This window comes from Gillisella vitis (assembly GCF_021559775.1).
In the GTDB taxonomy this organism is placed as follows: Bacteria; Pseudomonadota; Alphaproteobacteria; order Rhizobiales; family Rhizobiaceae; genus Allorhizobium; species Allorhizobium ampelinum.
This window is the reverse complement of sequence record NZ_CP056047.1, coordinates 1,307,784-1,333,596: the sequence shown is the minus strand read 5'-3', so window position 1 is coordinate 1,333,596 and position 25,813 is coordinate 1,307,784. Positions and strand designations below refer to the sequence as shown.

Annotated in this window: 23 protein-coding genes; 6 read left to right on the top strand and 17 right to left on the bottom strand. The window is 58.4% G+C overall.

All coding sequences use genetic code 11. The features are described 5' to 3' along the window. The first annotated feature begins 44 nt into the window (after positions 1 to 44). A complete protein-coding gene (locus tag AVCG78_RS06290) occupies positions 45 to 815 on the top strand; it encodes a sulfite exporter TauE/SafE family protein (protein ID WP_234665110.1) in 771 nt (256 codons plus the stop codon). A 7-nt stretch (positions 816 to 822) separates the two neighbouring features. Here the strand turns inward: AVCG78_RS06290 and AVCG78_RS06285 are convergent, their stop codons facing one another. From AVCG78_RS06285 to cysG, 10 genes are all read right to left on the bottom strand, one after another. After that, positions 823 to 1,845 carry a DNA polymerase III subunit delta' gene (locus AVCG78_RS06285; RefSeq protein ID WP_409065473.1) on the bottom strand — a complete coding sequence of 341 codons (1,023 nt, stop codon included), beginning with the start codon at positions 1,843 to 1,845 and terminating at the stop codon, positions 823 to 825. 1 nt (position 1,846) lies between these two features. After that, positions 1,847 to 2,512 carry a dTMP kinase gene (tmk, locus tag AVCG78_RS06280; protein WP_015915959.1) on the bottom strand — a complete coding sequence of 222 codons (666 nt, stop codon included), beginning with the start codon at positions 2,510 to 2,512 and terminating at the stop codon, positions 1,847 to 1,849. Positions 2,513 to 2,733: 221 nt separating this feature from the next. Beyond that, the gene (locus AVCG78_RS06275) at positions 2,734 to 3,900 is read right to left on the bottom strand and encodes a D-alanyl-D-alanine carboxypeptidase family protein (protein WP_234665111.1); all 1,167 of its coding nucleotides are present in this window, start codon (positions 3,898 to 3,900) and stop codon (positions 2,734 to 2,736) included. Positions 3,901 to 4,112: 212 nt separating this feature from the next. After that, a complete protein-coding gene (locus AVCG78_RS06270; RefSeq protein ID WP_071206686.1) occupies positions 4,113 to 5,222 on the bottom strand; it encodes a septal ring lytic transglycosylase RlpA family protein in 1,110 nt (369 codons plus the stop codon). A gap of 258 nt (positions 5,223 to 5,480) precedes the next feature. After that, complete coding sequence (locus tag AVCG78_RS06265; RefSeq protein WP_071206687.1) at positions 5,481 to 6,185, bottom strand: SDR family oxidoreductase; 705 nt, start codon at positions 6,183 to 6,185, stop codon at positions 5,481 to 5,483. A 148-nt stretch (positions 6,186 to 6,333) separates the two neighbouring features. Next, positions 6,334 to 7,146: a ferredoxin--NADP reductase gene (locus AVCG78_RS06260; RefSeq protein WP_060715569.1), complete on the bottom strand. Its 813-nt coding sequence runs from the start codon at positions 7,144 to 7,146 to the stop codon at positions 6,334 to 6,336. A gap of 240 nt (positions 7,147 to 7,386) precedes the next feature. Beyond that, positions 7,387 to 7,893, bottom strand: a complete 507-nt coding sequence (locus tag AVCG78_RS06255) for a DUF934 domain-containing protein (RefSeq protein ID WP_071206688.1) — start codon at positions 7,891 to 7,893, stop codon at positions 7,387 to 7,389. An 11-nt stretch (positions 7,894 to 7,904) separates the two neighbouring features. After that, complete coding sequence (locus AVCG78_RS06250) at positions 7,905 to 9,578, bottom strand: nitrite/sulfite reductase (RefSeq protein WP_071206689.1); 1,674 nt, start codon at positions 9,576 to 9,578, stop codon at positions 7,905 to 7,907. A gap of 116 nt (positions 9,579 to 9,694) precedes the next feature. Next, complete coding sequence (locus AVCG78_RS06245) at positions 9,695 to 10,009, bottom strand: DUF2849 domain-containing protein (RefSeq protein WP_070164641.1); 315 nt, start codon at positions 10,007 to 10,009, stop codon at positions 9,695 to 9,697. A 2-nt stretch (positions 10,010 to 10,011) separates the two neighbouring features. Further along, complete coding sequence (gene cysG, locus AVCG78_RS06240; RefSeq protein WP_071206690.1) at positions 10,012 to 11,469, bottom strand: siroheme synthase CysG; 1,458 nt, start codon at positions 11,467 to 11,469, stop codon at positions 10,012 to 10,014. Between the two features lie 274 nt (positions 11,470 to 11,743). Here cysG and AVCG78_RS06235 point away from each other — a divergent pair, with 274 nt between their 5' ends. The 3 genes from AVCG78_RS06235 (at position 11,744) to AVCG78_RS06225 (ending at position 14,479) form a co-directional block, all read left to right on the top strand. After that, positions 11,744 to 12,331 (top strand): deaminase, encoded by a 588-nt coding sequence (locus tag AVCG78_RS06235; RefSeq protein ID WP_071206691.1) that lies wholly within the window; start codon positions 11,744 to 11,746, stop codon positions 12,329 to 12,331. A 23-nt stretch (positions 12,332 to 12,354) separates the two neighbouring features. After that, positions 12,355 to 13,197 (top strand): nucleoside triphosphate pyrophosphohydrolase, encoded by an 843-nt coding sequence (gene mazG, locus AVCG78_RS06230; RefSeq protein ID WP_071206692.1) that lies wholly within the window; start codon positions 12,355 to 12,357, stop codon positions 13,195 to 13,197. A 211-nt stretch (positions 13,198 to 13,408) separates the two neighbouring features. Next, complete coding sequence (locus tag AVCG78_RS06225) at positions 13,409 to 14,479, top strand: hypothetical protein (RefSeq protein ID WP_071206693.1); 1,071 nt, start codon at positions 13,409 to 13,411, stop codon at positions 14,477 to 14,479. Between the two features lie 25 nt (positions 14,480 to 14,504). On the opposite strand, the gene hflX is transcribed toward AVCG78_RS06225, so the two are convergent. The 7 genes from hflX to dusB all read right to left on the bottom strand — a co-directional run bounded on the left by hflX (position 14,505) and on the right by dusB (position 23,862). Beyond that, positions 14,505 to 15,854 carry a GTPase HflX gene (gene hflX / locus AVCG78_RS06220; protein WP_143049425.1) on the bottom strand — a complete coding sequence of 450 codons (1,350 nt, stop codon included), beginning with the start codon at positions 15,852 to 15,854 and terminating at the stop codon, positions 14,505 to 14,507. A gap of 142 nt (positions 15,855 to 15,996) precedes the next feature. Then, entirely contained in the window at positions 15,997 to 16,239 is a 243-nt protein-coding gene (hfq, locus tag AVCG78_RS06215) for an RNA chaperone Hfq (protein WP_003539403.1), read from the bottom strand. 193 nt (positions 16,240 to 16,432) lie between these two features. Next, complete coding sequence (gene ntrX / locus AVCG78_RS06210) at positions 16,433 to 17,797, bottom strand: nitrogen assimilation response regulator NtrX (RefSeq protein ID WP_015915945.1); 1,365 nt, start codon at positions 17,795 to 17,797, stop codon at positions 16,433 to 16,435. Continuing rightward, complete coding sequence (locus tag AVCG78_RS06205) at positions 17,787 to 20,066, bottom strand: sensor histidine kinase NtrY-like (protein ID WP_071206696.1); 2,280 nt, start codon at positions 20,064 to 20,066, stop codon at positions 17,787 to 17,789. Before AVCG78_RS06205 ends, ntrX begins: the two co-directional genes overlap by 11 nt. Before the next feature lie 207 nt (positions 20,067 to 20,273). Continuing rightward, on the bottom strand, positions 20,274 to 21,725 hold the full coding sequence (ntrC, locus tag AVCG78_RS06200; RefSeq protein ID WP_015915943.1) for a nitrogen regulation protein NR(I): 1,452 nt from the start codon (positions 21,723 to 21,725) through the stop codon (positions 20,274 to 20,276). Continuing rightward, positions 21,722 to 22,867 (bottom strand): two-component system sensor histidine kinase NtrB, encoded by a 1,146-nt coding sequence (locus AVCG78_RS06195; RefSeq protein WP_015915942.1) that lies wholly within the window; start codon positions 22,865 to 22,867, stop codon positions 21,722 to 21,724. The genes ntrC and AVCG78_RS06195 overlap by 4 nt, the downstream gene beginning before the upstream one ends. Continuing rightward, a complete protein-coding gene (gene dusB, locus AVCG78_RS06190; protein WP_071206697.1) occupies positions 22,864 to 23,862 on the bottom strand; it encodes a tRNA dihydrouridine synthase DusB in 999 nt (332 codons plus the stop codon). Before dusB ends, AVCG78_RS06195 begins: the two co-directional genes overlap by 4 nt. A gap of 166 nt (positions 23,863 to 24,028) precedes the next feature. Here dusB and AVCG78_RS06185 point away from each other — a divergent pair, with 166 nt between their 5' ends. Both AVCG78_RS06185 and AVCG78_RS06180 read left to right on the top strand, forming a co-directional pair. Further along, the gene (locus AVCG78_RS06185) at positions 24,029 to 25,252 is read left to right on the top strand and encodes a bifunctional 2-C-methyl-D-erythritol 4-phosphate cytidylyltransferase/2-C-methyl-D-erythritol 2,4-cyclodiphosphate synthase (RefSeq protein WP_071206698.1); all 1,224 of its coding nucleotides are present in this window, start codon (positions 24,029 to 24,031) and stop codon (positions 25,250 to 25,252) included. After that, positions 25,249 to 25,755, top strand: coding sequence for a CinA family protein (locus AVCG78_RS06180; protein WP_071206699.1), 507 nt, complete (start codon positions 25,249 to 25,251; stop codon positions 25,753 to 25,755). Before AVCG78_RS06185 ends, AVCG78_RS06180 begins: the two co-directional genes overlap by 4 nt. Positions 25,756 to 25,813 lie beyond the last annotated feature (58 nt).

Genomic DNA, 25,813 nt, shown 5'->3' with positions numbered 1-25,813 from the left:
TCCGAGGAGGTGCCGTTCTGACCGGTTTTTCGTTTGACCCCCTGGTGTCGCTGTCGGGCTTTGTCGTCGGGTGTCTGGTTGGCATTACCGGCGTCGGCGGCGCGTCGCTGATGACACCGCTGATGGTGCTGTTGTTCGGCGTTCATCCGGCAACCGCCGTAGGGACTGATCTGCTCTATGCCGCCGTGACCAAGATGGCGGGTGCCGCTGTGCATCATCGCCACGGCCATATCCGCTGGCGGCTGGTCGGCCTGCTGGCATTGGGCAGCGTTCCAGCAACGTCCGTGACCCTCTGGCTGATGAGCGGCGTTGATCGAAAAAGCGCCCATTCCACCGATCTCCTGACCACCAGCCTCGGAATCATGCTGATGATGACAGCACTCATCCTGCTGTTTCGAGATCTGCTGATGCGCTATGAAATCAACTGGCTTCAAGCCCATCCCAGCCCAAGCCCACGCACCATTGCAATCGGCACCTTCGTTCTTGGCCTGGTTCTGGGTGCCGTCGTCACGCTGACATCGGTCGGTGCTGGGGCCATCGGCGTGACCGTGCTGCTGTTTCTCTATCCCCGCTCCACCATCAACGACATTGTCGGCTCAGATATTGCCCATGCCATTCCGCTGACGCTGATCGGCGGTATCGGCTATTGGGTGATCGGCGATGTCAACTGGGTGCTGCTGGGCTCACTGCTGATCGGCTCCATCCCCGGTATCGTGTTGGGCAGCTATGCCGCACCACGCCTGCCGGAAAAGGCAGTGAGAATTATCCTCGCCCTCATTCTGGTGATCGTCGCGGCGAAATTGATCTCGTTGTAGGAACCGCTTATACAGCCGCGACCTCGCCAAGAATTTCCAGCAGCGTCTGCTTACGGTCGAGGTTATAGGCCCCGGCCACACCAAGCTTTTCAATGATGGCGCTGGAAAGCCGCGATAGCCGCTCGGCCCGGGCAAGATCACCCGCCATCGCCACCTGCCGCGCATTGTCCATCAGGAATTCGGACAGGTGCTCGATAAAGAAGTGGTAGATAACGTCGCTGTCCTTGGCTGACAGCGCATCAGCCAGCTTGTGCATCTGCTTTCGCGCCGCCGGGCCTTCACTGGCAAGGATAGCATTGAAGGCAGCAATGATTTCCATGCCGCCATAGTTGATCAGTTTCAACGCCTGCGACACGCTGCCCTTGGAGAGATCAGAAAGCGCCGCCATCTGCTCCACAGGTGGCGAGACCCCCAGATGCGCCAGCGCGCTGGCCAGATCGTCCACGCCAAGCGTTTGTAATTTCAGCGGCATGCAGCGTGAGCGAATGGTGGGCAAAAGCTTGCCGGGCGCATGGGACAGGACCAGAAACAGCGACCGTTTCGGCGGCTCTTCCAGCACTTTCAAAATGGCATTGGCCGCATTGCGGTTCATGTCGTCGGCAGGATCGAGGATGACGATCCGCCAATTGCCACCACCTGAGGTCTGGGAAAAGAAATGACCAGCCTTGCGGATTTCCTCCACGGTAATCGAGGATTTTACCCTGCCGGTCTTTTCATCCACCGGTCGGGCAATATGCAGGAGGTTATGCGAGGCCCCGGACGCAATCTGCCGCCCAACCAGCGAATTGGGGTCCGGGTCGGCGATGACAAAGGGCGCACTGGCGGGGTCGGGATGCGATAGAACATGATGAGCGAAACGGAAGGCCAGCGTTGCCTTGCCGATCCCCTCCGGCCCTTCTATCAAGATCGCATGATGAAGCTTGCCGGATTGGTAGGAACTGGCCAGAAACTGTTCCGCAGCGCCATGGCCAAACATCCTGTCATTGGCAAAAGGCGCAATGGCACCATCGAGAAGACCGGGCTTTTCCATTCTAGCGCCTTCCGACATTGTGAGGCAGGAGCGGTTTCACCGCTGCAAAAATCTCCTCGGCGATCTGCTCGATCCCGGCGCGCGCATCCACCACTCTGCAACGCGCAGGCTCGGCCCGCGCAATGGCTAGAAAAGCCTCGCGGCGGCGTTCGTGAATGGCGATTTCCTCTTTCTCGAAACGGTCCGGCGCATCTTCTCCCAAAGCCCCGGCCCGGTTTTTGGCCCGCGCCAGTCCAATATTGGCTGGCAGATCGAGGATGATCGTCAGGTCCGGCACCACGCCATCAACGGCAATGGCTTGCAGTCGCTCGATGAAGGCTGAAGAGAGATTGCCGGTCGCGCCCTGATAGACCCGTGAGGAATCCATGAACCGGTCACAAAGGACCATATCGCCCCGCAGTAGCGCTGGGCGCAAACGCGCCTCGACATGGTCATTGCGGGCGGCGGCAAACAGGATGGCTTCCATTTCCACCCCGAACGGCTCGGCGGCACCCGACAGCAGCACATGTCGCAAGGCCTCGGCGCAGGGTGAGCCACCAGGTTCACGGCTGGTGACAACGGCAAAGCCGAGCGCCTCCAGCGCATTCGCCAAAAGCCTGATCTGGGTGGACTTGCCCGCCCCCTCGCCGCCTTCGAATGTTACAAATAATCCGCTGCCAACCGACACTGATCCGCTTTCTTTCCTGTTTAGAGTGTTTCCGGACGGGAAACCGGTTCCCACGTTTCGGTCCGACGCTCTAGAGTCTGTCAGGTTCAGATTGAACCAGACAGACTCTAGCTACTCTTGTTTTCGTTTGTATTTTCGGGAAAATCGGTTTCCACTTTCCCCTGACAAACTCTAGAACCGCTGTGTAACGCAAGCTTGCGCCCTGGGAAACCTCTGTCGGATCAAACCCAGGAAAACAGCAGTTCCACCAGTGCGTCACGGGTGCGTTTGACCAGCGAGCCCAGCGTTGACGGCGATCCGGCCTGAAGCGGCATGTCACGCAGCAGCTTATCGCCGAGCATGACCTTCAAATGCCCGACCTGCTGGCCTTGCGCAACGCCGGGACGCAATGGCCAGGGATAAATCACCTTGGCTTCCAACTTATCGCTGGCGCCAACCGGCAGATAGACATCAACCGGCTGCGGCGACACCAGCGGCACCTGTGCCGGTTCCCCGCCATAAACGCTGGCCTCGCCAATCACTTGCCCCGCCTCAAACAGGCGGCGTTTTTCAAAGGCGGAAAAGCCCCAGGCGAGTGCCTTTGCAGCATCCTCCTGCCGGGATTTGTCGCTTTCGCTGCCCGCCAGGCCCAGATAGAGCCGCACGCCATTCTGCTGCGCGGAGGCGACGATGGAATAACCTTCCCCCTCGGCAAACCCTGCCGCCAGGCCATCCACACCGGGTGACTGGCCAAGAAGCGGATTGCGATTGCGCTGGAAGATCTTGTTCCATTCGAAATCCGGCTGGGCGTAGAGCGCATAGAAATCCGGGTAATTGGTCTTGAGCGCCTGCGCCAGCGTGATCATATCCCTCAGGCTGACTTTATTGCCGGGATCTGGAAGACCGGTTGCATTGGCAAAATGGCTGTCCTTAAGACCAAGCGCCGCTGCCCGCTCATTCATAAGCTTGACGAAACCCTGCTCCGACCCAGCCATGCCTTCGGCAAGGATCAGGCAGGCATCATTGGCCATTTGCACCATGACACCCTTCAGCAGCGCCTCCACCGGCACGCGCGAGCGCACGGCAGCAAACATCGTCGCCGTGCGCGACGGCGCGCCACCGGTGCGCCAGGCGAATTCGGAAACGGGAAAGTCCTGGGACAGCGTCAGGCGACCGGATTTCAGCGCATCGAGCACCACTTCCGCAACCATCATCTTGGAGAGAGAAGCCGAGGTAAAGGGCTGATCGCTGTTCTTTTCAAACAGCACGCTGCCGGTTTCAGCCTCGATCAGCAGGACCTGCTTGGCCTCGGTGGCGTAAACGGCGGGCGTTGCCGCGTCGGTCGCCGCTGCTTGTGCAAAGGCGCTGGTCTGGAGGCTTGCTCCGTAGAAAAGTGCCGCAAGCAGCACAACAATCTTTCTATCGTATGATCCAGCATACGCCCAAAAGCGCTTTGTGACCGGCAAGCCGATATGCATCGCCATCCTTCACCAATAATAGGATGCCGGAGAGCGAGAATCGCCACCGGCATCTATAATGGATAGGTTTTATGGAGGAAGGCGTCTACCCTTGAAAACGGCTAGAGCAAGGCTCGAACAAGCCTCACCAGCGCCAGTTGGGATCAGCCTTCATTGGGATTGGAATAGGCATTGGCTGTCACAGGAGCCGGGCCGACATGCCAGCCGGGCGGCAGGCCGCCACCAGACGGTGCCGCCACCGGCTTCTGACGGGTCGCAGTGGCGCGAGCCGGCTGCGGTGCGGCCACAGGCGCCATCTCCCGGCGAGCCACGCCGGTGCTGGCAGCATTGCGCGGCTGCGGCATCGGCTCAGCCGAGGCAATGGCCGGAGCCTGCCATTCGCGGGTCGGTTCAATGCGGGTCGGTTCTGGCCGCGATACGGCGACCGGCTGACGCTGGACCGGGCGCGGTGCATTGGCGCTGGCGGAAACCGGATAGGAGTTGCTGCCGTAAGCCGAGGCTGACGCCGGCGCAACAACCGGTTTTGCCGTTTTCGGCTGCGGTGCAGACGCGCTGGCCGGGCCTGCGAAACGGCCGAAGAAATTCTGCTGCGGCGCATTCGACGCCACCATCACGCCACTGGCGATCTGGCCACCACCGAAGGGATCGACGCCGGGAACGCGCTGGCCCTTGCGGACATAAGATGCCATCAGATAGGGCATGTCGTGGCCCGTCATGTCGGCTGGGCCGACATATTTGACCTTCACATTAGCTGTGCCGTGGCCCTTGACGTCAAGAAGTTCGGCTGCCTTGTCGGAGAGATCGATCAGGCGATTGGCGTGGAACGGGCCACGATCGTTGACGCGGACAATGACCGAACTGCCGGTATCGAGATTGGTAACACGGGCGTAGCTGGGGAGCGGCATGGTCGGATGGGCGGCGGAAATGCCGTATTGGTCATAGACTTCGCCATTGGCCGTGTAGCGCCCATGGAAAGCCGAGCCATACCAGGAGGCAAGCCCGGATGCTTCGTAATTGGGGTTCTCGCGTGGCTTATAGACCTTGCCTGCCACCACGTAGGGGTTCCCGACCAGACGGCGACCGCCGCCCTTCGGCACAGGGCCGTTTTCCACCACACGGGGGCTGGCCTTCACGCCATAGGCGGATTCGGCAAAATATTCCTTGCTGCGTTTCTTGGTCGTGCTGACCTTGCTCACATCATGGTTGGCGCCGCAGGACGTCACCGCCACGCCCGCCAGAATAACCCATGCCATCCGCAAACATCCGGAAACTGAACGCCGCTGCAAAACCATTTTTACCGTCATCGCACCGACACACCAATCAGGACCGCGACGCGGCCATTGCAAAGAATAAATGTCAAATTTTAGTCCCCCGAAGTGACACAGGACTGTGCCACAATAGAAATGGGGATAAAATGGCGAAAATGCGATTATGGTTAAGGCGTTAGGGGGAATAGTTCGCGTTATGGTTAATGAAGGCTTAAGCGGAGGCGGACCTCCCCCTCCAAACGGTCATACCGACCGGGTCAATCCACCATCCACTTTAAGATTTTGACCAGTGATATACCCTGCGCCCTCGGACGACAGAAAAGCGACGGTCGCGGCGATCTCCGCGCTTGTGCCATATCGCTTCATCGGAACGGCATCCCGGCGCTGTTCGGTCGCGGGCAGGCTGTCGATCCAGCCCGGCAGAACATTGTTCATGCGAATATTGTCCTCAGCATAGGTATCGGCGAAAATCTTCGTATAGGCAGCAAGGCCAGCGCGAAACACCGCCGAGGTCGGGAACATCGATGAGGGCTCAAACGCCCAGGCGGTGGAAATATTGATAATAGCGCCCGATTTTTGCGCCTGCATGATCGGCGTAACGAGACGGACAGGCCGGATGACGTTCAACAGATAGACGTCCATGCCCATATGCCATTGCTCATCGGTGATCTCGATGATCTGGGCGCGAGGACCGTGACCGGCGCTGTTGACCAGCACATCGATCCGCCCCCAGGTTTCCATGGTGATATTGGTCAGACGCGCCAAGTCGTCATTGGATTGATTGGACCCGGTTACGCCAATACCGCCAAGCTCAGTCGCCAGCGCCTCGCCCTTGCCGGAAGATGACAGGATGGCGACCTTGTAGCCATCACCGGCAAGACGTCTGGCGCATTCGGCTCCCATGCCGCTTCCACCAGCCGTAACAACAGCAACTTTCTCTGCGGACATCATATCTCTCCCAAGGACGAACCGGAAAATTATGCAGTCTATACACTTGGTGAAACGCACAATGCTCTAGACGCAGCAAGCCATGATCCATTCGTGCGGCAGCAACGCTGCCGCACGAAACTCGGAAGCGACGATACAGCGCCGAAAATCAGCCGACGAACGCCCGCTCGATGACGAATTCGGCTGGCTTGTTGTTGGCACCTTCGGTCAGCCCGGCCTTTTCCAGCAGCGCCTTGGTGTCCTTCAACATCGCTGTCGAGCCGCAAATCATTCCACGGTCAATGGCCGGGTCCAGCGCCGGGACGCCGAGGTCGGTAAACAGCTTGCCGTTTTCGATCAGGTCGGTGATCCGGCCCATGAAGGGATAGTCTTCGCGGGTGGCGGTGGCGTAATGTTTCAACTTGTCGCCGACGATTTCGCTCAGCATCTCATCGGCCTTGATTTCGGAAATCAGGTCGAACCCATATTTCAGCTCGGCGACATCGCGGCAGGTATGGGTGAGGATGACCTCCTCGAATTTCTCATAGGTTTCCGGGTCGCGGATCAGGCTGGCGAAGGGCGCAATGCCGGTGCCGGTCGAGAACATATAGAGCCGCTTGCCGGGCGTCAGCGCGTCCAGCACCAGGGTGCCGGTCGGCTTCTTGCGCATCAGCACCCGGTCGCCCGGCTGGATGCGTTGCAAATGCTGGGTCAGCGGCCCATTCGGCACCTTGATCGAGAAAAATTCCAGTTCCTCGTCCCAGGAGGGGCTGGCGATAGAATAGGCGCGGTAGAGCGGCTTGCCCTCCACCATCAGGCCAATCATCGCGAACTCGCCCGAACGGAAACGAAAACCGGCAGGCCGGGTCATCCGGAAGCGGAACAAGTGGTCGGTATAATGCGTCACGCTCAGCACCGTTTCGGCATAGACGCCTTCCGGGACGATCAGTTCGGCATTATCGGTCTTTGCAGGAGCATTCATCAGCGTTCGAGTCCTTCAAATCGCATGTTGAACCGCCGCGGATCAGGGCGTATTCGGGCATGCATTATCCGCCTTGGCGGGCCTGTTACTGTAAAATCCCAAGCATGGCCAGAGGCCACACGCGGATGCGATCATAAACCGCAGCAGAGCACGCCTTCCGGATGACAGAAAGCGTGCAACCGACAGTGAGGCGAGACGCGCAGCAAGGCCATTACATCGTTCCTTATGAGTAAACCGGCGTCAAGAAGCCGACCGGCGGCGCCAGCTATAACCGCCAACCTCGTCCGCTGGCCGGGCAGTTGGCTGATAATGATTGGCAATCCCCGGCAGACGCCCCTCTTCCAGCCGTTTCACCGCCACCGCATTGGTAACAGCAAAGCTGTCGAAGCCGGTGCGCAGCATCAGCGGCACCTGATCGATCAGCACGTCGCCCACCGCCCGCAATTCGCCCTGATAACCAAGCCTGTCGCGCAACAGCGAAGCATGGCTAAAGCCACGCCCGTCGTTATAGGCCGGGAATTTCACGGCAATGATGGCGATACGGTCGAGATAGGGTTTCAGCTTCGTCACGTCATCGGCTGGCGCGATTACCACGCCGAGATCGACGGCATTGCTCTCTTCAGCCGCAGCGATAAAGGCGTCCAGCGGCAGAAGCGCTTTCTGGCCCTCAGCCACTTTCAGCTCTTCGGTCTCCTCCAGCCAGACGTCCTGTGCGGCAAAACCGGTTTCGGTCCAGATACGGGTCATAATCGCGCTCCTCAGGCGGCTTCGGCGGATGCGCCGCCATACAGGGCTTCCTTGAAGGGCTTTGGCCCGACACGGCGATAAGCCTCAAGGAAGGTTTCCTTCGGATCGAGCCGTAGTGCCAGATAGGTATCGACCACCGTCTCCACCGCATCCGTCACCTTTTCCGGCTCGAAACCACGACCGATGATTTCCCCGATGGACGAGTTTTCATCCCCCGATCCGCCCAGCGTGATCTGGTAAAGCTCCGCACCCTTCTTTTCCACACCCAACAGACCAATATGCCCGACATGGTGATGGCCGCAGGCATTGATACAGCCGGAAATCTTGATTTTCAGCTCACCAATCTCAGCCTGGCGCGCCTGGGAGCCGAAGCGCGAGGAAATCGCCTGCGCCACCGGAATGGCGCGGGCATTGGCCAGCGCGCAATAATCCAGCCCGGGACAGGCAATAATGTCGGTGATCAGGCCCGCATTGGCGGTGCCAAGATTAGCACCTGATAGTGCCTGATACAGCGCTGGCAGATCGGCCATCGCCACATGCGGCAGGATCAGGTTCTGTTCGTGGCTGACGCGGATTTCGTCAAAGCCGTAGCGCTCGGCCAGATCCGCCACCAGATCCATCTGGGCATCGCTGGCATCGCCGGGAATGCCGCCGATCGGCTTCAACGAAATTGTCACCATGCCGTAATCGGGATGCTTATGCGGCTGCACATTCTGCGCAAGCCAGGTGGCAAAGCCCTCATCCGCCTTCTTGGATTTGGCCAGAACTTCCCAGCCTTCCGGGCGCTCAACCAGATCAGGCAGGGCAAAATAGCTCTCGATGGCGCGAATGTCGGCATCGGGCAGCTTCAGCACACTGTCCTTCAGGTTTGCGAATTCCGCATCGATCTGGCGGGTCAGTTCTTCCGTGCCGGTTTCATGCACCAGGATCTTGATCCGCGCCTTGTATTTGTTGTCGCGACGGCCATGCAGATTATAAACCCGGACAATGGCGGTGATATAGGACAGCATATCCTCTTCGGGCAGGAAATCCTTGATCTTCTTGGCAATCATCGGCGTTCTGCCCTGACCGCCGCCGACATAGACGGCAAAGCCAAGATTTCCGCTCGCGTCCTTCTTCACATGCAAGCCGATATCATGCACCTGAATGGCAGCGCGGTCGCGCTCAGCCCCAGTCACGGCAATCTTGAACTTGCGCGGCAGGAAGGAAAATTCCGGGTGGACCGAAGACCATTGCCGCAGGATTTCAGCATAAGGGCGTGGATCGGCAACCTCGTCCTGCGCTGCACCGGCAAAATGGTCGGCGGTGACATTGCGGATACAGTTGCCGGATGTCTGGATGGCGTGCATCTCCACGCTGGCGAGTTCTTGCAGAATATCGGGCGTATCAGACAGTTTCGGCCAATTATACTGGATGTTCTGCCGCGTGGTGAAATGACCATAGCCACGGTCATATTTGCGCGCCACATGGGCCAGCATCCGCATTTGCTTGGCGTTCAACGTGCCATAGGGAATGGCGACGCGCAACATATAGGCGTGCAACTGCAAATATACGCCGTTCATCAACCGAAGCGGCTTGAACGCATCTTCCGCCAACTCGCCGGACAAGCGGCGACCGACCTGATCGCGAAACTGGTCCACGCGGGCCGCAACAAAGGCATGGTCAAATTCATCGTAACGATACATGTCTTTCCTCAGGCTCTATAGTCGGTCAGGTTCAGATTGAACCAAACAAACTCTAGATCTTTTTTGTTTTCGTTTATCTTTCGGGAAAACCGGGTCTCACTTTTCCCTGATAAACTTTAGACGGCGACAAAATCAGGATCAGCATGACCATGCCCATCCGCATAGGGAATGGTCGGGCCTGCGGCGCGAATACGCTCACGCAGGCGCAGCGGCCAGAGCTTTCCATCCCGCTCTTCCACATCGACCACGGCGACGTCAACAACGAGGTTATTGGTAAAGTCCCGCTTGCCGCTAGCTTCCAGCGCCGCGACAGCCTCGGCATGACGAGCAACCAGCGACGATTGCAGGTCTTCCACCCACTGGCCGGAGGCATCGAGCCAGACGGCGATGCCATCGCTCAAACGGTTGGCGGTCAAGACTTTTTCTGCCATTGTCAAACCCTCGTCATCTGCTGTTGATCGACATTCGCCAGGCCAACACGCGCCTGCGCCAACGGCATCGACCGCTCGAAATTCGCACCCGCCACCGCATCGCCGATAATGACCATAACCGGCCCAGTCAATTCCGTCATGGCTTCCAGACCCGGCAATTCCCGCAGCGTGCCATGCAGCAGGCGACGGTCGCCGCGCCCGGCATTTTCCACCACAGCAACCGTCGTGTCCTGCGCCAGACCACCGGCAATCAGCCGTTCGGCGACGGAAGCCGCCACCGTGCGGCCCATATAGACGGCCACGGTTGCGCCCGATAGCGCCAACCGCGCCCAATCGGGCAAAACATCGCCAGTCAGGTCATGGCCTGTGGTAAAGACCAGCGAAGAGGATACGCCGCGCAAGGTCAAGGGCAATTCAAAATCGGCAGCCGCTGCCAGCGCAGAGGTAACACCGGGCACGATCTCATAGGCGATACCGGCATCGCGCAGCGCCGCCATTTCCTCACCAGCCCGACCGAAGATCAAGGGATCACCGGACTTCAGCCGCACGACACGCTTGCCAGCCTGACCGAGCGACACGAGGAGATCATTGATCTCACTCTGTGACTTGGAATGACAGCCCTTGCGCTTGCCGACTGGAATACGGTCCGCATCACGCCGACCCATATCGACAACGGCCTGTGGCACCAAAGCATCATAAACAATGGCGTCGGCTTCCATCATCAGTCGATGGGCGCGCAGGGTCAGCAGGTCTTCCGCCCCCGGCCCTGCCCCGACCAGAAAGATCCGACCTTCCGGCACGGTATTGGCCGCCGTCTTTAACAATTTTGTCGCCCGGCGACGAGCAGCCTTCACATCCCCACCTTCCATTGCATCGGCCACGTCGCCTTGAAAGAAAGAACGCCAGAACAAACGGCGTGCCACACCACGCGGCAACAGCCTGTCAACAGCATGACGATAACTATTGGCCAACCGCCCCAGCTTACCCAGCGACCTCGGCAATTGTCGGTCGATCCCGGCGCGGATCATCTGGGCCAACACCGGCCCCACACCTTCCGTGCCAATTGCCACCGCAATCGGCGCACGATTGACAAGAGCTGGCGTATAGAAATCACAATAATCCGGCTGGTCGACGGCATTGGCCGGAATTTTTTGCAGCCGGGCCGCTTCAACAATCATCCGATCCGCCGCACCATCACCGGTGGCGGCAAAAACCAGCTTCATTCCCGCCAGCAGATCAGGAGAAAACGGCGATGGATCGATCTCGATGGTTTTACGCTTCAAAAAGGCTGCATATGCAGGGGCGGGATCCTGGGTGAAGGCAATGATGGTCGCGGAGGTGTTGGCGATCAGTCTAGCCTTGGCAAACGCCTCGTCGCCATCGCCGAACACAGCCAATTTCGCGCCGGAAACGCGAAAAAACGCCGGAAAAACCGCCAGCTTGTCAGACTCGATGCTCAAAGACCCATTCCTTGTTATCTCGCCATTATCCGGGAAAACAACGCTGTTATGAAGAAACACGAATCTGCCTTACCAACGGCATCGATATTTCTATCCTAACGCATTTGAGGATAAGAGCAAAACCAACCCCTCCCGGCAATTTTCAATCAATACGCAGAGGAAGGCTTTCCCTTGGCCGCCGCTTGCCGCTAAATGTGCTGCGAGTTTGTCCTGTAAAAGTGTCCACCGGTTTTACCGAAAAGACAAAGACGGATTTCAAGGAGCGCTGCCCATCATGACCGATCAAAATCTCACTGCCAGATTGCTTGACGTGATCGAACAGGACATCATCCCGCTGACGGAAAAAGGCGTGGCCGAGGGCAACAAGATTTTCGGCGCGGCAATCCTGCGCAAAGCGGACCTTTCGCTGGTGCTGGCGGAAACCAATAACGAGCTGGAAAATCCACTCTGGCATGGCGAAGTTCATACGCTGAAGCGCTTTTACGAACTGGGCGAGCGCCCACCGACATCAGACCTGATTTTCCTCTCCACCCACGAACCCTGCACCATGTGTATGTCGGCGATCACCTGGGCTGGTTTTGACAATTTCTATTATTTCTTCAGCCATGAAGATAGCCGCGATGCCTTCGCCATTCCCCATGACCTGAAAATTCTGAAGGAAGTGTTCGGACTGGAGCCCGGCAGCTATCGCAAGCAGAACGCCTTCTGGCACAGTTTCGCCATCAACGACATGATTGAAGTGGAAGACGATGCAATCAGAGGCGAACTGCTGACCCAGGCCCAGAAGATCCGTGGTCTCTATGGCAATCTGTCCGGCCAGTACCAATCAGCCAAGAGCGGTAACGACATTCCGCTAAACTGATCTTTGTTGAATAAGGAAAAACCATGCAGCCTTCACAGGATATCGCCCGGCTGATCGAAATCATGGCGGCGCTTCGCGATCCGCAAACCGGCTGCCCCTGGGACATTGTCCAGACCTTCGAGACCATCAAGCCTTATACGTTGGAAGAAGCCTATGAAGTGGCCGACGCCATCGAGCGCAACGATCCGGACGATCTCTGCGAAGAATTGGGTGATCTTCTGCTGCAAGTGGTGTTTCACGCCCGGATTGCCGAGGAGGCCGGACTGTTTTCCTTCGGCGACGTGGTCGAGGCGGTAACCTCCAAGATGATCCGTCGTCATCCGCATGTGTTTGCCCGCTCAGAGGCCGATACGCCCGAGGCCGTCAAGCTGCAATGGGATGCGATTAAAAAACAGGAAAAGCAGGAAAGAGCAGAACGCCGCGCAGCGCGTGGTATGGCCGAGGTGTTTAAAGACGGTCATCTCGGCTCAGTGCAGAGAACGTTTCCGGCCCTGACGGAAGCCGTCAAACTTCAGGAACAGGCTGCAAAGGTCGGGTTCGATTGGGCTGAGGCCGAACCCATTCTCGACAAGATCGAGGAGGAGATCGCTGAACTGCGCGAAGCGCTCCAAGCCGGGCAGCCAGACAAGATAAAGGACGAGTTGGGAGATCTGATTTTCGCTCTGGTCAATATCGGTCGACACACCGGCAGCGATCCCGAGCAAGCCCTGCGGGGAACGAATGTGAAATTCAGACGGCGCTTCGGCCATATCGAAAAATCCTTGTCCGCCGAAAAATCATCGCTGAATGAGGCCAGCCTTGAGCGGATGGAGGAGCTCTGGCAGGCTGCAAAGCAGCTGGAACGCAGCGGCAAAACTGATGGCTAGCCAAAATCCAATCGTGGACCACACGCCACGATTTTGACTTTAAAACACTCACTGGATTTCCTTAAAAGCGCAATCGTATCGGTGGATGCGATTGCGCACATGGTCGCAGAACTCCATTCTCGCACAAGTTATCATTTATAATTATTTTCAATAAATATTATATCGACCACGCTTGCCCTTGAGCTGGCCAGTCGCTTGTGGAGCTCGCATCATGAACGTACATGTCAAGACCAGGCCGCCCGGACAGTCACCGCAGCCCGAAGACATTGCCCATTTCATGCAAATTCTCTCCTGTATCCCGGATGCGCAGACGGCATGTTGGATGGGAACGGAGTTCCTTGCTCAACTGGCGCCGCAGGACCTCCAGGAGGCAACGGTCGCGTTGTCGCACGTTCACCCGTTCTTCTTGCCCGATATCGACAACGATGCAGCAGAAAACCTCAAACTCTGCCTTGGTCGGTTTGCCGAGACTGTCCTTCAGGCGCGATTGACCGCTAACAGGGCGAAAAATCTCAACCTGCTAGTGGCTGGCACGCCGGGATCGGCAGACATTGTCGGACATGCTCTTCGCAGGCCGCTTGGGTTGCGCTCAGCCAATCTGGTGACCATGGCCTATTCGGATTATTCCGCCTCCCTGTTTGGAGCCAATCTCAGCTCAAAAGAGCTGGACGAACTGGCCTTGCAGCGCAACGGGCTGGACGGTGTCGGATATGTGGCAGAGCATCCGGTGCTTTGCACACCCTATGTTGCCCAACAAATGGCGCTCTATGGCATCAGGCCCATCGTTATCACCCGCAATTTTTTCGTTTCCCTGATCTGCACGGATGACGCGCTGATGCAAGCAAGAGGCTTGCAGAACAGCATGGGTGAAGGCTTTTTCGATGATGGACTGCCCGCCTGCTATCAGGATCTACCCTTGGAAAAACGTCTGGATCTGCTGGTGGACGCGCAAGCCGTCTGGTACGCGCAATTCGTCGCCAGCTGGCAGAAATGCGAGGCGAGTGGACAGGTGAAGCCGCTCTGGATTTCCTATGAAAAGGATATTCTCGGAGATCCCTTACCTCTGGCCGAGAAAATTGCCGATTTCATTGGTGGTCATCAGGCTGACGCGACGGCCATTGCCCAGGCACTGACCGATGAGAAAGCTGCCAACACAATTATCGCTGACAAAAGTCTGGCATATCGGGCAAAGATCATACCGGCGCTAATCCGCGACCGCGCCATGTCGATCTTTGAACGCTATGCGGGGGACGCTGATCTGAAAAATCTGATTGGAGAATAGGTCCGCCGATCATCCGGGCTATTCATCAGTCCCAATCCTCGCTGCGAACCGGCTGGATCAGGCCAAGCTTGCGCTCCAACGCGCTGGCTTGCTGCTCTGACAGGCGTAAATCGAGCGAAACCGAGCCATCATCTCGGTCCTCCCGGCTGTCCACCATGGTGTTCTCATAGACCCAGGAGATCAGGGAGAGCTTATCTGGCGGCAAAATCACCGTGGTTTCCGTCACCACACAGGAAAGCCGTTGAGCGATCTCGGCCATCAGGGCGTCAACCCCCTCACCCGTAACTGCCGAAACAGCCATCACGTTTTGCCGGCCAGCGGCCTTTTCAGCAATCGCCTGATGCGCTTCCGGCTCCAGCCGGTCGATCTTATTCCAGACCTCGATAATGCGTTCGTCACGCTCTTTTTCATTAATGCCAAGGTCGGAGAGAATCCGCATAACATCACCCGCCTGCGCGCCGTTATCCGGGTCGGCCATGTCACGCACATGCAGGATCAGGTCCGCTTCCAGCACTTCTTCAAGCGTAGCGCGAAAGGCTGCGACCAGATGGGTCGGCAGGTCCGAGATGAAGCCAACCGTATCCGAGAGAATGACGGTGCGGCCCTGTGGCAATTTCATGCGGCGCAGCGTTGGGTCCAGCGTGGCAAACAGCATATCCTCGGCCAGTACACCTGCCCCGGTGATCCGATTAAACAGTGTCGATTTTCCGGCATTGGTATAGCCGACAAGGGCAACGATCGGATGCGGCACCTTGCGGCGTTTGGCGCGGTGCAATTGGCGGGTGCGCACCACCTGTTCCAGTTCGCGTTCCAGCCGCACGATGCGATCCTGCAACATCCGCCGGTCGGCCTCGATCTGGGTTTCGCCGGGACCGCCCATGAAACCCGCACCACCGCGCTGACGCTCCAAGTGGGTCCAGCTGCGCACCAGGCGGCCCTTCTGGTAATTCAGATGGGCGAGATCGACCTGCAATGTGCCTTCCTTGGTGGAGGCGCGGCGACCGAAGATTTCCAGGATCAGACCCGTGCGGTCGATGACCTTGGCGTTCCATTGCTTTTCCAGATTGCGCTGCTGCACCGGCGTCAATGGATGGTCGACAATGACCAGACCAGCATCATGGTTATCGAGCAGCGCCTTGATTTCCTCGATCTTGCCGCTGCCGATCAGGGTCGCCGGACGCGGCTGATTGACGGCAACGATCAGGCCTTGCACGATTGTCAGATCGATGGCGCGGGCAAGGCCCATGGCCTCTTCCAATCGGCTCTCGTGGCTGCGGGTCGTGGTCGGACCATGCTCAGCCGAGGCCTTTTCAGTGGATCGGGCCTGCTTCAACACCGGAACAAGAACCACGGCGCGCATGTCGTCGCGGTGCATTTCCTGTTCGGGAATAATGCTATCGGATGTGGTGTCTCGATTGGCTATAGCCGTTGTCCTGTTGTTAAACGCCAAAAATGGATTGTTCCGCCTGTCCAACGGAAATCAACCCATTCTGTTCCGGCAGGAAGTCTTGTCGAATTTATGATGCGGCTTCTTCGCTTTCGAACATCTGCATGGGCTGGCCCGGCATGATGGTCGAAATGGCGTGCTTGTAGACGAGCTGGGAATGCCCATCGCGACGCAACAGCACGCAGAAATTATCGAACGAGGTGACGACGCCGGTCAGCTTCACGCCGTTGATCAGGAAAATAGTGAGGGAAATCTTCTGCTTGCGAACCGTATTGAGAAATAGGTCCTGCAAATTCTGAGAACGTTCCGCCATGGCGCCGCTTCTTTCTATCTTGCCGGTCGGGGGTGCCGGTTGCAATTTTCTAATTTTTTTGGACAGGCTTCCCCAAATGCCCATCAGTCATGTTTGGTATCAAATCGGAAGTCGTTCCGCAATCGAGAAAACCCCAAGCAAATTCATTGTCAAATTGCAATGGTTTCCCTTTCCAGCCAATGCCCAGGCCAGCTCAAACGCCCAGGGACTTCAACTTCCGATGTAGCGCCGATCGCTCCATGCCGACAAATTCCGCCGTCCGGGAAATATTGCCGCCAAAGCGGTTGATCTGGGCGATCAGATAATCGCGCTCGAACATTTCGCGGGCTTCGCGCAGCGGCAAAGTCATAATCTGGTAATCGCTGCGACCGGAGACTTTTGGCAGCATCTCACCAAGATCCGTCGGCAGCATTTCAGCGCTGATCGGTACATCTGCCCCATCGTTCTGGGTCAGGATCAACAGCCGCTCGATGTTGTTGCGCAATTGCCGGATATTGCCCGGCCAGTCATGGGCCTGCAACACTGCCATCGCGTCCTCGCCGATCTTGCGCTGGCGAATGCCCGCCTGTTCGGCGATATGGCGCATCAGCATATCGACGAGGAAGGGAATATCCTCACGCCGTTCAGCCAGCGGCGGAACCCGCACAGGCACCACTGCCAGACGGTGAAACAGATCCTCACGGAACCGGCCTTCGGCAATCAGGCTTTCGAGATTATAAGCGCTGGAGGAAATGATCCGCACATCAACCTTGACCCGCTTGTTGCCACCGACGCGCTCGAATTGCTGGTCAACCAGCACCCGCAGGATCTTGTTCTGGGTCTCGCGCGGCATTTCGCCGACTTCATCCAGATAGAGAATTCCGCGATGCGCCTCTTCCAACGCACCGATGCGGCGCGACTGGCCGGGACCGCCTTCGGTGCCGAACAGCGCCACTTCCATGCGGTCAGGGGTGATGGCTGCGGCATTCAGCGTCACGAACGGCCCGGCGGCGCGGGCCGAGCGCTTGTGGATCATCCGCGCCACCAACTCCTTACCGCTACCGGACGGGCCGACGATCATGATCCGGCTATTGGTCGGTGCGACCTTCTCGATGGTTTGGCGCAGTTGCGAGACTGCTACCGAACTGCCGATCAATTCATTGGCATCGCCGGTGCGTCGTTTCAATTCGGTCACTTCACGTTTCAGCTTAGAATTTTCCAGCGCCCGCTCGGCAATCAGGATCAAACGGTCGGCCTTGAACGGCTTTTCGATGAAGTCGAAAGCGCCGCGCTTGATGGCCGAAACCGCCGTCTCGACATTGCCATGACCGGAAATCATCACCACCGGCAGGTCGGGATGCCGGGCCTTGATTTCATCCAGCAAGGCCAGCCCGTCCAACCGACTGCCATGCATCCAGATATCGAGAAAGATCAGCCGGGGCGCCCGGTCGGAAATTGCCGCGAGAGCGCTGTCGGCATCGTGCGCCGTGCGGGTTTCATGTCCTTCGTCGCTCAAGATACCGGAGACGATGTCGCGGATGTCTTCCTCGTCGTCAACCACCAGGATGTCAGAGGCCATAAGCTGCTTCCTTATCATGTTCTTCAGTGGCGGCAGAGGCTGCCCCGGCTTGTCGCGGCAGCACAACGCGGATCATCGCGCCACGCCCGCCGTCGAACTCAGCCGGTGCATCATGCAATTCAAGCTGACCACCATGCTCTTCAATGATTTTCTTGACGATGGCGAGACCGAGGCCCGTGCCCTTCTCCCGCATCGTCATATAGGGCTCCAGAATGCGGTGGCGATTATCGACCGGAAGTCCCTTGCCGTTATCGATGATATCCACCACGAAACCGTCACGCCCTTCGTCCGTTGCCGCCCTGATCCACACCCGGCCCGGCAGTTTCTCAGCATCGGCGGGTACCGCTTCAATTGCTTCCACCGCATTCTTGATCAGATTGCCGAAGGCCTGGGCCAGCATGCGGGCATCGAACGAACCTTCAAGCGGAAACTCGCCAACGTCGCGGATGAATTCACAATCGCTATGGCCCATTTCCCGCAGGAAGATTGCGTCCTTCAAGACGTCGCGCAGATCGGCCGGCTGCTTGGTCGGCTTCGGCATCCGGGCAAAGGACGAGAACTCATCCACCATCCGGCCGATATCCTCGACCTGACGGACGATCGTATCGGTACATTGGTCAAAGACCTGGCGGTCCTCGCTGGCGATCTGCTTGCCGAAGCGGCGCTTCAATCGCTCTGCCGAGAGCTGAATTGGGGTTAGCGGATTCTTGATCTCATGGGCGATCCGTCGCGCCACATCGGCCCAGGCGGTGGAGCGCTGGGCAATCACCAAGTCTGTAATGTCATCCAGCGTGATCACATAGGATTCGGTGGCGTTGCGGGTTTCCTCGCGCGTCACCTGCACCGACAAAGTCCGCTCCTTGCCGCTGCGCACCAGATTGATCTGCTTGCGGAAATCACCGCGATGGCGAAGCCCGGCTTCGGCAAATACCGTGTTGATCTCCGGGGCAACCGTTTCCAGCTTCTCGCCCAGCAATTGCTCGGCGCCGCGCGCCAGAAACAGTTCCGCCGAAGGATTGACGATGGTGATCCGGCCATCGTCCTCAACACCGATCACCGCCGCCGTCACGCCCGACAGCACCGCTTCAATGAAGCGGCGGCGGTCATCGACCTCGTCCTTGGCCTCCAGAATCTCATCACGCTGGGTGCGGATCTGGGAAATCATCTTGTTGAAGGTGCGCGACAGGCTTCCGACATCGCCATCGGCCACCCTGACCGGTACCACGACGTTCATATTGCCTGACGCGACATTGTCGGCAGCGCCGATCAACAGCCGGATCGGCCGAACGATGCGGTCGGCAACGGCAATCGCCGTCCAGATGGCAGCCAGCAGCACGATCAGCGCAAAGCCGAGATAGAGAACGGCAAAGGCGATTTGCAGCGTGGTGCGTCCCGCCTCCATCGATTTGTATTCGGCGGTATTGTCCTCCATCTCACGCATGGCCCGCATGACCTTCGGATCAACGGCACGGATCGTGTAGAGATAGGCGCCGCTCAGCGAATCCATCTTGATGATCCCGCCGACCAGATTGGTGACACCCGGCGGGATCAGCGTCGGCTGGCCAGCAGCGGCCTTGTCCAACGCATCCTGCGGAATGGCAGGCAGCGGCTTTTCAGTCGAAATATCCGCCTGAAGGATGGGCGTGCCGTCCTTGCGAACCAGAAAGGCACCCAGCAACCCGCGTCCCTTGGCCTGACGGGTCATCAACTCGATAAAACCGGTGCGGTCGAGGAAGAACAACGGGCGGTTTCGCTCCAGATCCGTCGCCATGGAAATCGTCTGGCCCTGCAAATAGCTGGCATTTTCCAGCATATAGGCCTGAGCCACATTCATCGATGAATTGATGATGCCTTGAGTACGAATCGAAAACCATCGATCCAGCCCGACATTGAGAGTAATACTGGCGAAAATTGCCACCAGGATCGCCGGTGTAATCGCCACAATCGAAAACAACACGACGATGCGCACATGCAGCCTGGCCGCCGCCCGCCCCCGGCGCCGCGCCTTGACGAGACGGCTGACTTCCCGACCGATCAGAAACAGCAGGCCAAGCACGAAAAGCGTATTGATGACCACCGAGCCGATCAGCACATTCGATGTCGGCGCAATTGGAGTGAGGCCAAGCAGGACCGGCAGGGTGAACATGGCACAGGCCAGCGCGCCCCCGGCCAGAATAAGGCCCGGCAAGGCAAAGGAGGACTTGCGTTCCTGTAGCAGCGTTAGCGCCGCTTCCTCTTCGGTCTGCCCCGCAGGCCGCCGCGTTTTCATCCAGTCTCGTCTCCGCAAACGGAAAGATGAGAGGCCGTTATCGGCAAACTAGGTCCCTGCTGCCTCTTGTCGATACAGGATGCAAACAGAACCGCGTCCCACGACCGAAGGCGCAGGAACACGAAACGAAGCTTTACCGTTAAAGCTCTCCACCGTTGCTATTGAGCAACGCATTGTGGCGAAATTGCAACGCCTATCAGGTGAATGTCAAGCGCTACGCGAGCTGCGGTAAACCGAAACACCCAATTCGCGGATTTTCTTGCGCAGCGTATTTCGGTTCAAACCCAAAAGATCGGCGGCCTTGATCTGGTTTCCACGGGTTGCCGTCAGGGCTGCGAGAATGAGAGGATATTCCATTTCGGTCAAAACCCGGTCGTAAAGGCCGGGCGGCGGCAGGTTATCGCCGAAGGACGCAAAGTAGCTGCGCATATTTTCCTCGACCGCCTGGGCAATGGTCATATGGCCACCACCCGAACCACCCTTGGTCAGCGGGCTGTCGGTAATGTCGGAGCGCAGTTCCTGCTCGATGATTTCGCGGGTGATAACATCCTGTGGATAAAGCGCCATCAACCGGCGCACCAGGTTCTCCAACTCACGAACATTGCCCGGCCAGGCATAGGATTTCATCACTTCGAGCGCTTCCTGCTCGAATCGCTTGGCATCCAGACCTTCCTTCTCACCCTGCTGGATGAAATGGCGCACCAGATCGGCAATATCCTCCGCCCGGTCGCGCAAGGGCGGCAGCCGCAGCGGCACGACGTTCAGCCGGTAATAAAGGTCTTCGCGAAACAGGCCCTGATTGATCGACTGTTTCAGGTCCTTGTTGGTGGCGGCAACGATACGCACATCGGTGCGGATCGGCGTACGCCCGCCGACCGTGGTATATTCGCCCTGCTGTAGAACACGCAGGAGCCTGGTCTGGGCATCCATCGGCATATCGCCAATCTCGTCCAGAAACAAAGTGCCGCCCTCGGCCTGCTCGAAGCGTCCGGTTGAGCGGTTCTGCGCCCCGGTAAACGCACCCTTTTCGTGGCCAAACAGCTCTGATTCGATCAGGTCACGCGGAATAGCCGCCATATTGATCGCCACGAAGGGACCGTTACGGCGCTTGCCGTAATCATGCAGCGCCTTGGCGACCAATTCCTTGCCCGTGCCGGATTCGCCAGTGATCATCAGCGTCAGATCGGTCTGCATCAGCCGGGCCAGAACCCGGTAGATTTCCTGCATGGCGGCGGAACGGCCAACCAGCGGCATGCCGTCCTGCATGTCATCGCCCAGCCGCGCCGGCTTTTTCTTTGGCTCGGCCAGCGCCCGGCCGATAATGGCGATCAGTTCGGTCAGATCGAAGGGCTTGGGCAGGTAGTCATAGGCGCCCTTTTCCGAAGCGCGGATGGCGGTCATGAAGGTGTTCTGGGCGCTCATCACCAAAACCGGTAGGTCGGGCCGGGCCTTCTTGATGCGTGGCAGGAGATCGAAGGCGTTTTCGTCCGGCATGACCACGTCGGTGACGACAAGATCGCCCTCACCGGCTGAAATCCAGCGCCACAGGGTTGCGGCATTCGACGTGATGCGCACATCGTAACCAGCACGGCTCAGCGCCTGGTTCAAAACGGTGCGGATCGCAGCATCGTCATCGGCAACAAGGATAGTGGCTGTCATCTTGATCTTCCCACGGATTTCGCAAAGGGAGCGTCGTCATCAACCGTTTCCTTGGAAACCGGCATCAACACGCGGAATAGTGTCCGGTTGCCCTGACTGTCACATTCAACAATACCGCCGTGGCCGCCGATGATCTTGGCAACCAGGGCAAGGCCCAGGCCAGATCCGTTGGTCTTGGTGGTAATGAACGGATCAAACAGATGCGGCAGAAGGTCGGAAGGCACGCCCGGACCATTATCGGCAACGCAGAATTCCAGCGGCAGCGAGATCTTTTCCCGTGATCCGGCAACCGACAATCTTATGCCGGGGCGATAGGCCGTGGTCAGCTGGATTTCGCCGTCGGCCCGATCGCCCACCGCCTCGGCGGCATTCTTGATCAGGTTCAAAAACACCTGCACCAATTGATCCCGGTTGGCAAACACCGGCGGCAGCGAGGGGTCGTAGCTCTCGGTGATCTTCAGATGCCGGGCAAAGCCTGCCTGAGCAATCGCCTTCACATGGTCCAGCACCGAATGGATATTGATCGAGGTGCGATCCACGGGCCGCTCGTCGGAAAAGATCTCCATACGGTCGACCAGCGAGACAATCCGATCGGTCTCGTCGCAGATCAGCCGGGTCAGGCTGCGATCCTCTGGAGGCACGGAGCTTTCCAGCAATTGCGCCGCACCACGAATGCCGGACAGCGGGTTCTTGATTTCATGGGCAAGCATCGAGGCAAGGCCGGTGACGGAGCGCGCGGCAGCGCGGTGGGTGAGCTGACGGTCGATCTTGTCGGCCATCGAGCGTTCCTGAAACACCACGACGACAGCGCCCGGCTCGACAGTGACCGGTGCGACGTAGAGATCGACCAGCTTGTCCTGGCCAAGCCGGGGAGAACTGAGATCGACACGGTATTCATTGACGGGTGCCCGCCGCTCCCGCACCTGATCGATCAGTTCCAGCAGCGGACTGCCGAACGGAATGAAGGTGGAAATCTTGTGGCGGGCGAGGTGGCTGGCACTGGCGCCGAAAAACGCCTCTGCCTCCCAATTGGCAAAAACGATATGTCCCTCGCCATTGACCATGACCACCGGGTTCTGGATGGCGTTGAGCACAGCCATCGCCAGTATATTGCTATCGCCGGGTTTCGGTTCATTGCTCATGCGGCCTCCTCAAGCGGGTTTGGTGCCGCGCCAGCCAGCGCCGCAAACAGGCGGTCGGCGACATGGTCGGGATCTTTCGATGTCATAAGCCCAGTCTTTTCGGCAGGATCAAGCTGCACCCCATGCCGCTCCAGATACCAGCCGACATGCTTTCGCGCATGGCGAACGCCGACATGCGCGCCGTAATGATCCAGCATGGCGCGGTAATGGGCGACGGCAATCGCTGGAATTTCCTCCGCGCTTGGCGGCGCGTGGCCAGCCAGCACACCCGCATGCCAGGGCCGGCCTTGGCAGGCGCGCCCCAGCATAATCGCATCGGCACCAGACCTACGCAGGATTTCCTGCGCATCGCCAAGGGTGTCGATATCACCATTGGCAATCAACGGAATGGAAATCGCATCACGCACAGCGGCAATCGCATCCCAATCGGCCCGGCCTTCGTAGAACTGCATGCGGGTGCGGCCATGTACAGTGATTGCCTGCACACCGGCATCCTGCGCGCGGCGCGACAGGTCCGGCGCGTTGATCGAATCGGAATCCCAGCCAAGCCGCATCTTGACGGTGACGGGTATGGAAACGGCCTTGACTGTCGCCTCGATCATCGCCAGCGCAATCTCCGGCTCGCGCATCAGCGCCGATCCGGCATAACCACCAATGACTTTCTTGGCGGGACACCCCATATTGATGTCGATAATATCAGCACCATTGGCCTCGGCAATTTTCGCCGCTTCCGCCATCCAATGCGGATCGCGCCCGGCCAATTGCACCATATGTGGGGTAAGGCCCGCACCCTTCAGCCGCGACCAGCTTTCCGCCGCGTTGAACACAAGTTCGCGGCTGGCAACCATTTCCGTCACCACCAGCCCGGCCCCGTGGCGAAAGGCCAATTGCCGAAACGGCAGGTCAGTGACGCCGGACATCGGCGCAAGCACGACTCGGTTGCGAATGGCAACCGAGGCAATACTGAACCCTGTCTGGAGATCCGGTTGCTGCAAATGTCTAACTTTCGGGCAAGATACTAATTTGCCCGATTTTTAGACATAAAAAAGATCATTGCCAAGCTCTTTCCAAGCGATACCGACAATTTTTCGGGCAAATGCTGGAAAACTTTTGACCGCACCGATAGACAAGGCGGAAATCTGTTTCAAACACTGGAATGACATGGTGCATATTCAAGCGGACGGGGCAAGGTCAACAGCGGTGATATTGGTCGCGGCAGGCCGGGGAGAGCGCGCTGGCGCCTCCAGCGAGGGACCGAAGCAATATCGGCGGATCGGCGGAAAGCCTGTTATTGTCCATAGCCTGCTAGGCTTCGCAGATCTTCTCCCGCAGGCGACCCTGATCGTCGTCATTCATCCCGATGACGAGGCCTTGCTGGCCAATGCCCTCGCCCCCTATCCGCAGCTCGCTGCCTCGCTGACCATCACCCACGGCGGCAAAACCCGGCAGCAATCGGTTCTGGCGGGCTTGAGAGCCTTGCAGGATCAAAAGCCGGATTATGTGCTGATCCATGACGCGGTCCGCCCGTTTTTCGATCAGCCGATGCTGCAACGGATTATCACCCGGCTCGACGATGGTGCCGAAGCCGTCTTGCCCGCCATCCCGGTGACCGATACGCTTAAACGTGGCGATGAGGGTGCGCGAGTCGTCGATACTGTCGCGCGCAGCGGACTTTTTGCAGCACAAACACCGCAGAGCTTCCACTTTGCTAAAATACTGGCTGCTCACGAAGACGCCGCAAGCGCTGGACGAGAGGATTTCACCGATGACGCCGCCATCGCCGAATGGGCGGGACTAACTGTCCATCTGGTGGAAGGCTCGCCTGACAATGTAAAACTGACCGTGAAACGGGATCTTGAAATGGCCGATGCCCGCCTCTCTCATAACGCTTTGCCCGATGTGCGCACCGGCAATGGCTATGATGTCCACCAATTGGTGCCGGGCGATGGCGTGACGCTTTGCGGCATTTTCATTGCCCATGACCAGGCCTTGAGCGGCCATTCCGATGCAGACGTTGCGCTACATGCGCTGACCGATGCGCTGCTGGCCACCTGCGGGGCTGGCGATATCGGCGACCACTTCCCGCCATCAGACCCGCAATGGCGCGGTGCCGCATCCCGGATCTTTCTGGAACATGCCGCAAACATCGTGCGCGATGCGGGCGGCACAATCATGAATGCCGATATTTCGCTGATCGCTGAAGCACCAAAAATTGGCCCGCATCGCCAGATCATGCGCGAAAAACTCTCCGAGATTCTCGGCATTGCGCTGGACCGCTGCTCGGTCAAAGCCACGACCAATGAGAAAATTGGCTTTGTCGGCCGGGGCGAAGGTATTGCAGCAATTGCCACAGCGACTGTGGTTTTTCAGGGAAAGCCGCAATGAGCCTGTTTCCCGATGATCTGGAAAAGGCCGCACGGACCATCATTGAAGAGTTCGCGAAACGCGGCCTGACCATCGCTACCGCCGAATCCTGCACCGGCGGGCTGATCGCTGGTCTGCTGACCGAAATTGCCGGATCATCCGCCGTTGTCGATCGCGGCTACGTCACCTATTCCAACCAGGCGAAGATGGACATGCTGGGCGTGCCATCGCTGACGCTGGAAACCTACGGTGCCGTGTCGCGCGAAACGGCGCTCGCCATGGCCCACGGTGCCCTCTACCGTTCAGGCGCCTCCGTTTCGGTTGCTGTGACCGGTATCGCTGGGCCGGGCGGTGGCAGCGACGAGAAACCGGTTGGGCTGGTGCATATCGCAGCACTGGCGCGAACAGGCGCAGCCTGCCATCGGGAAATGCACTATGAAAACCATGGGCGCGAAGCGATCCGCCTAGCGACCATAAGAACCGCGCTCGCCTTACTAAAAGACATCCAGCAGCATTCGACTTGATTGCGCATTGCGCCACTCTATCTCCAGCATAGAAGACTGGAACAGGTACGGTGTTGCC

Coding starts and splice junctions, on each gene's coding strand:
- AVCG78_RS06260 (WP_060715569.1), bottom strand. CDS start 7,146: ATGAATGCTCCTGCAAAGACCGATAATGCCGAACTGATCGTCCCGGAA.
- ntrX (WP_015915945.1), bottom strand. CDS start 17,797: ATGGCCTCTGACATCCTGGTGGTTGACGACGAGGAAGACATCCGCGAC.
- AVCG78_RS06185 (WP_071206698.1), top strand. CDS start 24,029: ATGGTGCATATTCAAGCGGACGGGGCAAGGTCAACAGCGGTGATATTG.
- AVCG78_RS06250 (WP_071206689.1), bottom strand. CDS start 9,578: ATGTATCGTTACGATGAATTTGACCATGCCTTTGTTGCGGCCCGCGTG.
- AVCG78_RS06205 (WP_071206696.1), bottom strand. CDS start 20,066: ATGAAAACGCGGCGGCCTGCGGGGCAGACCGAAGAGGAAGCGGCGCTA.
- AVCG78_RS06235 (WP_071206691.1), top strand. CDS start 11,744: ATGACCGATCAAAATCTCACTGCCAGATTGCTTGACGTGATCGAACAG.
- AVCG78_RS06285 (WP_409065473.1), bottom strand. CDS start 1,845: ATGGAAAAGCCCGGTCTTCTCGATGGTGCCATTGCGCCTTTTGCCAAT.
- AVCG78_RS06195 (WP_015915942.1), bottom strand. CDS start 22,867: ATGAGCAATGAACCGAAACCCGGCGATAGCAATATACTGGCGATGGCT.
- AVCG78_RS06265 (WP_071206687.1), bottom strand. CDS start 6,185: ATGTCCGCAGAGAAAGTTGCTGTTGTTACGGCTGGTGGAAGCGGCATG.
- AVCG78_RS06270 (WP_071206686.1), bottom strand. CDS start 5,222: ATGGCATGGGTTATTCTGGCGGGCGTGGCGGTGACGTCCTGCGGCGCC.
- mazG (WP_071206692.1), top strand. CDS start 12,355: ATGCAGCCTTCACAGGATATCGCCCGGCTGATCGAAATCATGGCGGCG.
- hfq (WP_003539403.1), bottom strand. CDS start 16,239: ATGGCGGAACGTTCTCAGAATTTGCAGGACCTATTTCTCAATACGGTT.
- hflX (WP_143049425.1), bottom strand. CDS start 15,854: ATGCACCGCGACGACATGCGCGCCGTGGTTCTTGTTCCGGTGTTGAAG.
- ntrC (WP_015915943.1), bottom strand. CDS start 21,725: ATGACAGCCACTATCCTTGTTGCCGATGACGATGCTGCGATCCGCACC.
- AVCG78_RS06255 (WP_071206688.1), bottom strand. CDS start 7,893: ATGACCCGTATCTGGACCGAAACCGGTTTTGCCGCACAGGACGTCTGG.
- AVCG78_RS06245 (WP_070164641.1), bottom strand. CDS start 10,009: ATGGCAGAAAAAGTCTTGACCGCCAACCGTTTGAGCGATGGCATCGCC.
- AVCG78_RS06225 (WP_071206693.1), top strand. CDS start 13,409: ATGAACGTACATGTCAAGACCAGGCCGCCCGGACAGTCACCGCAGCCC.
- AVCG78_RS06180 (WP_071206699.1), top strand. CDS start 25,249: ATGAGCCTGTTTCCCGATGATCTGGAAAAGGCCGCACGGACCATCATT.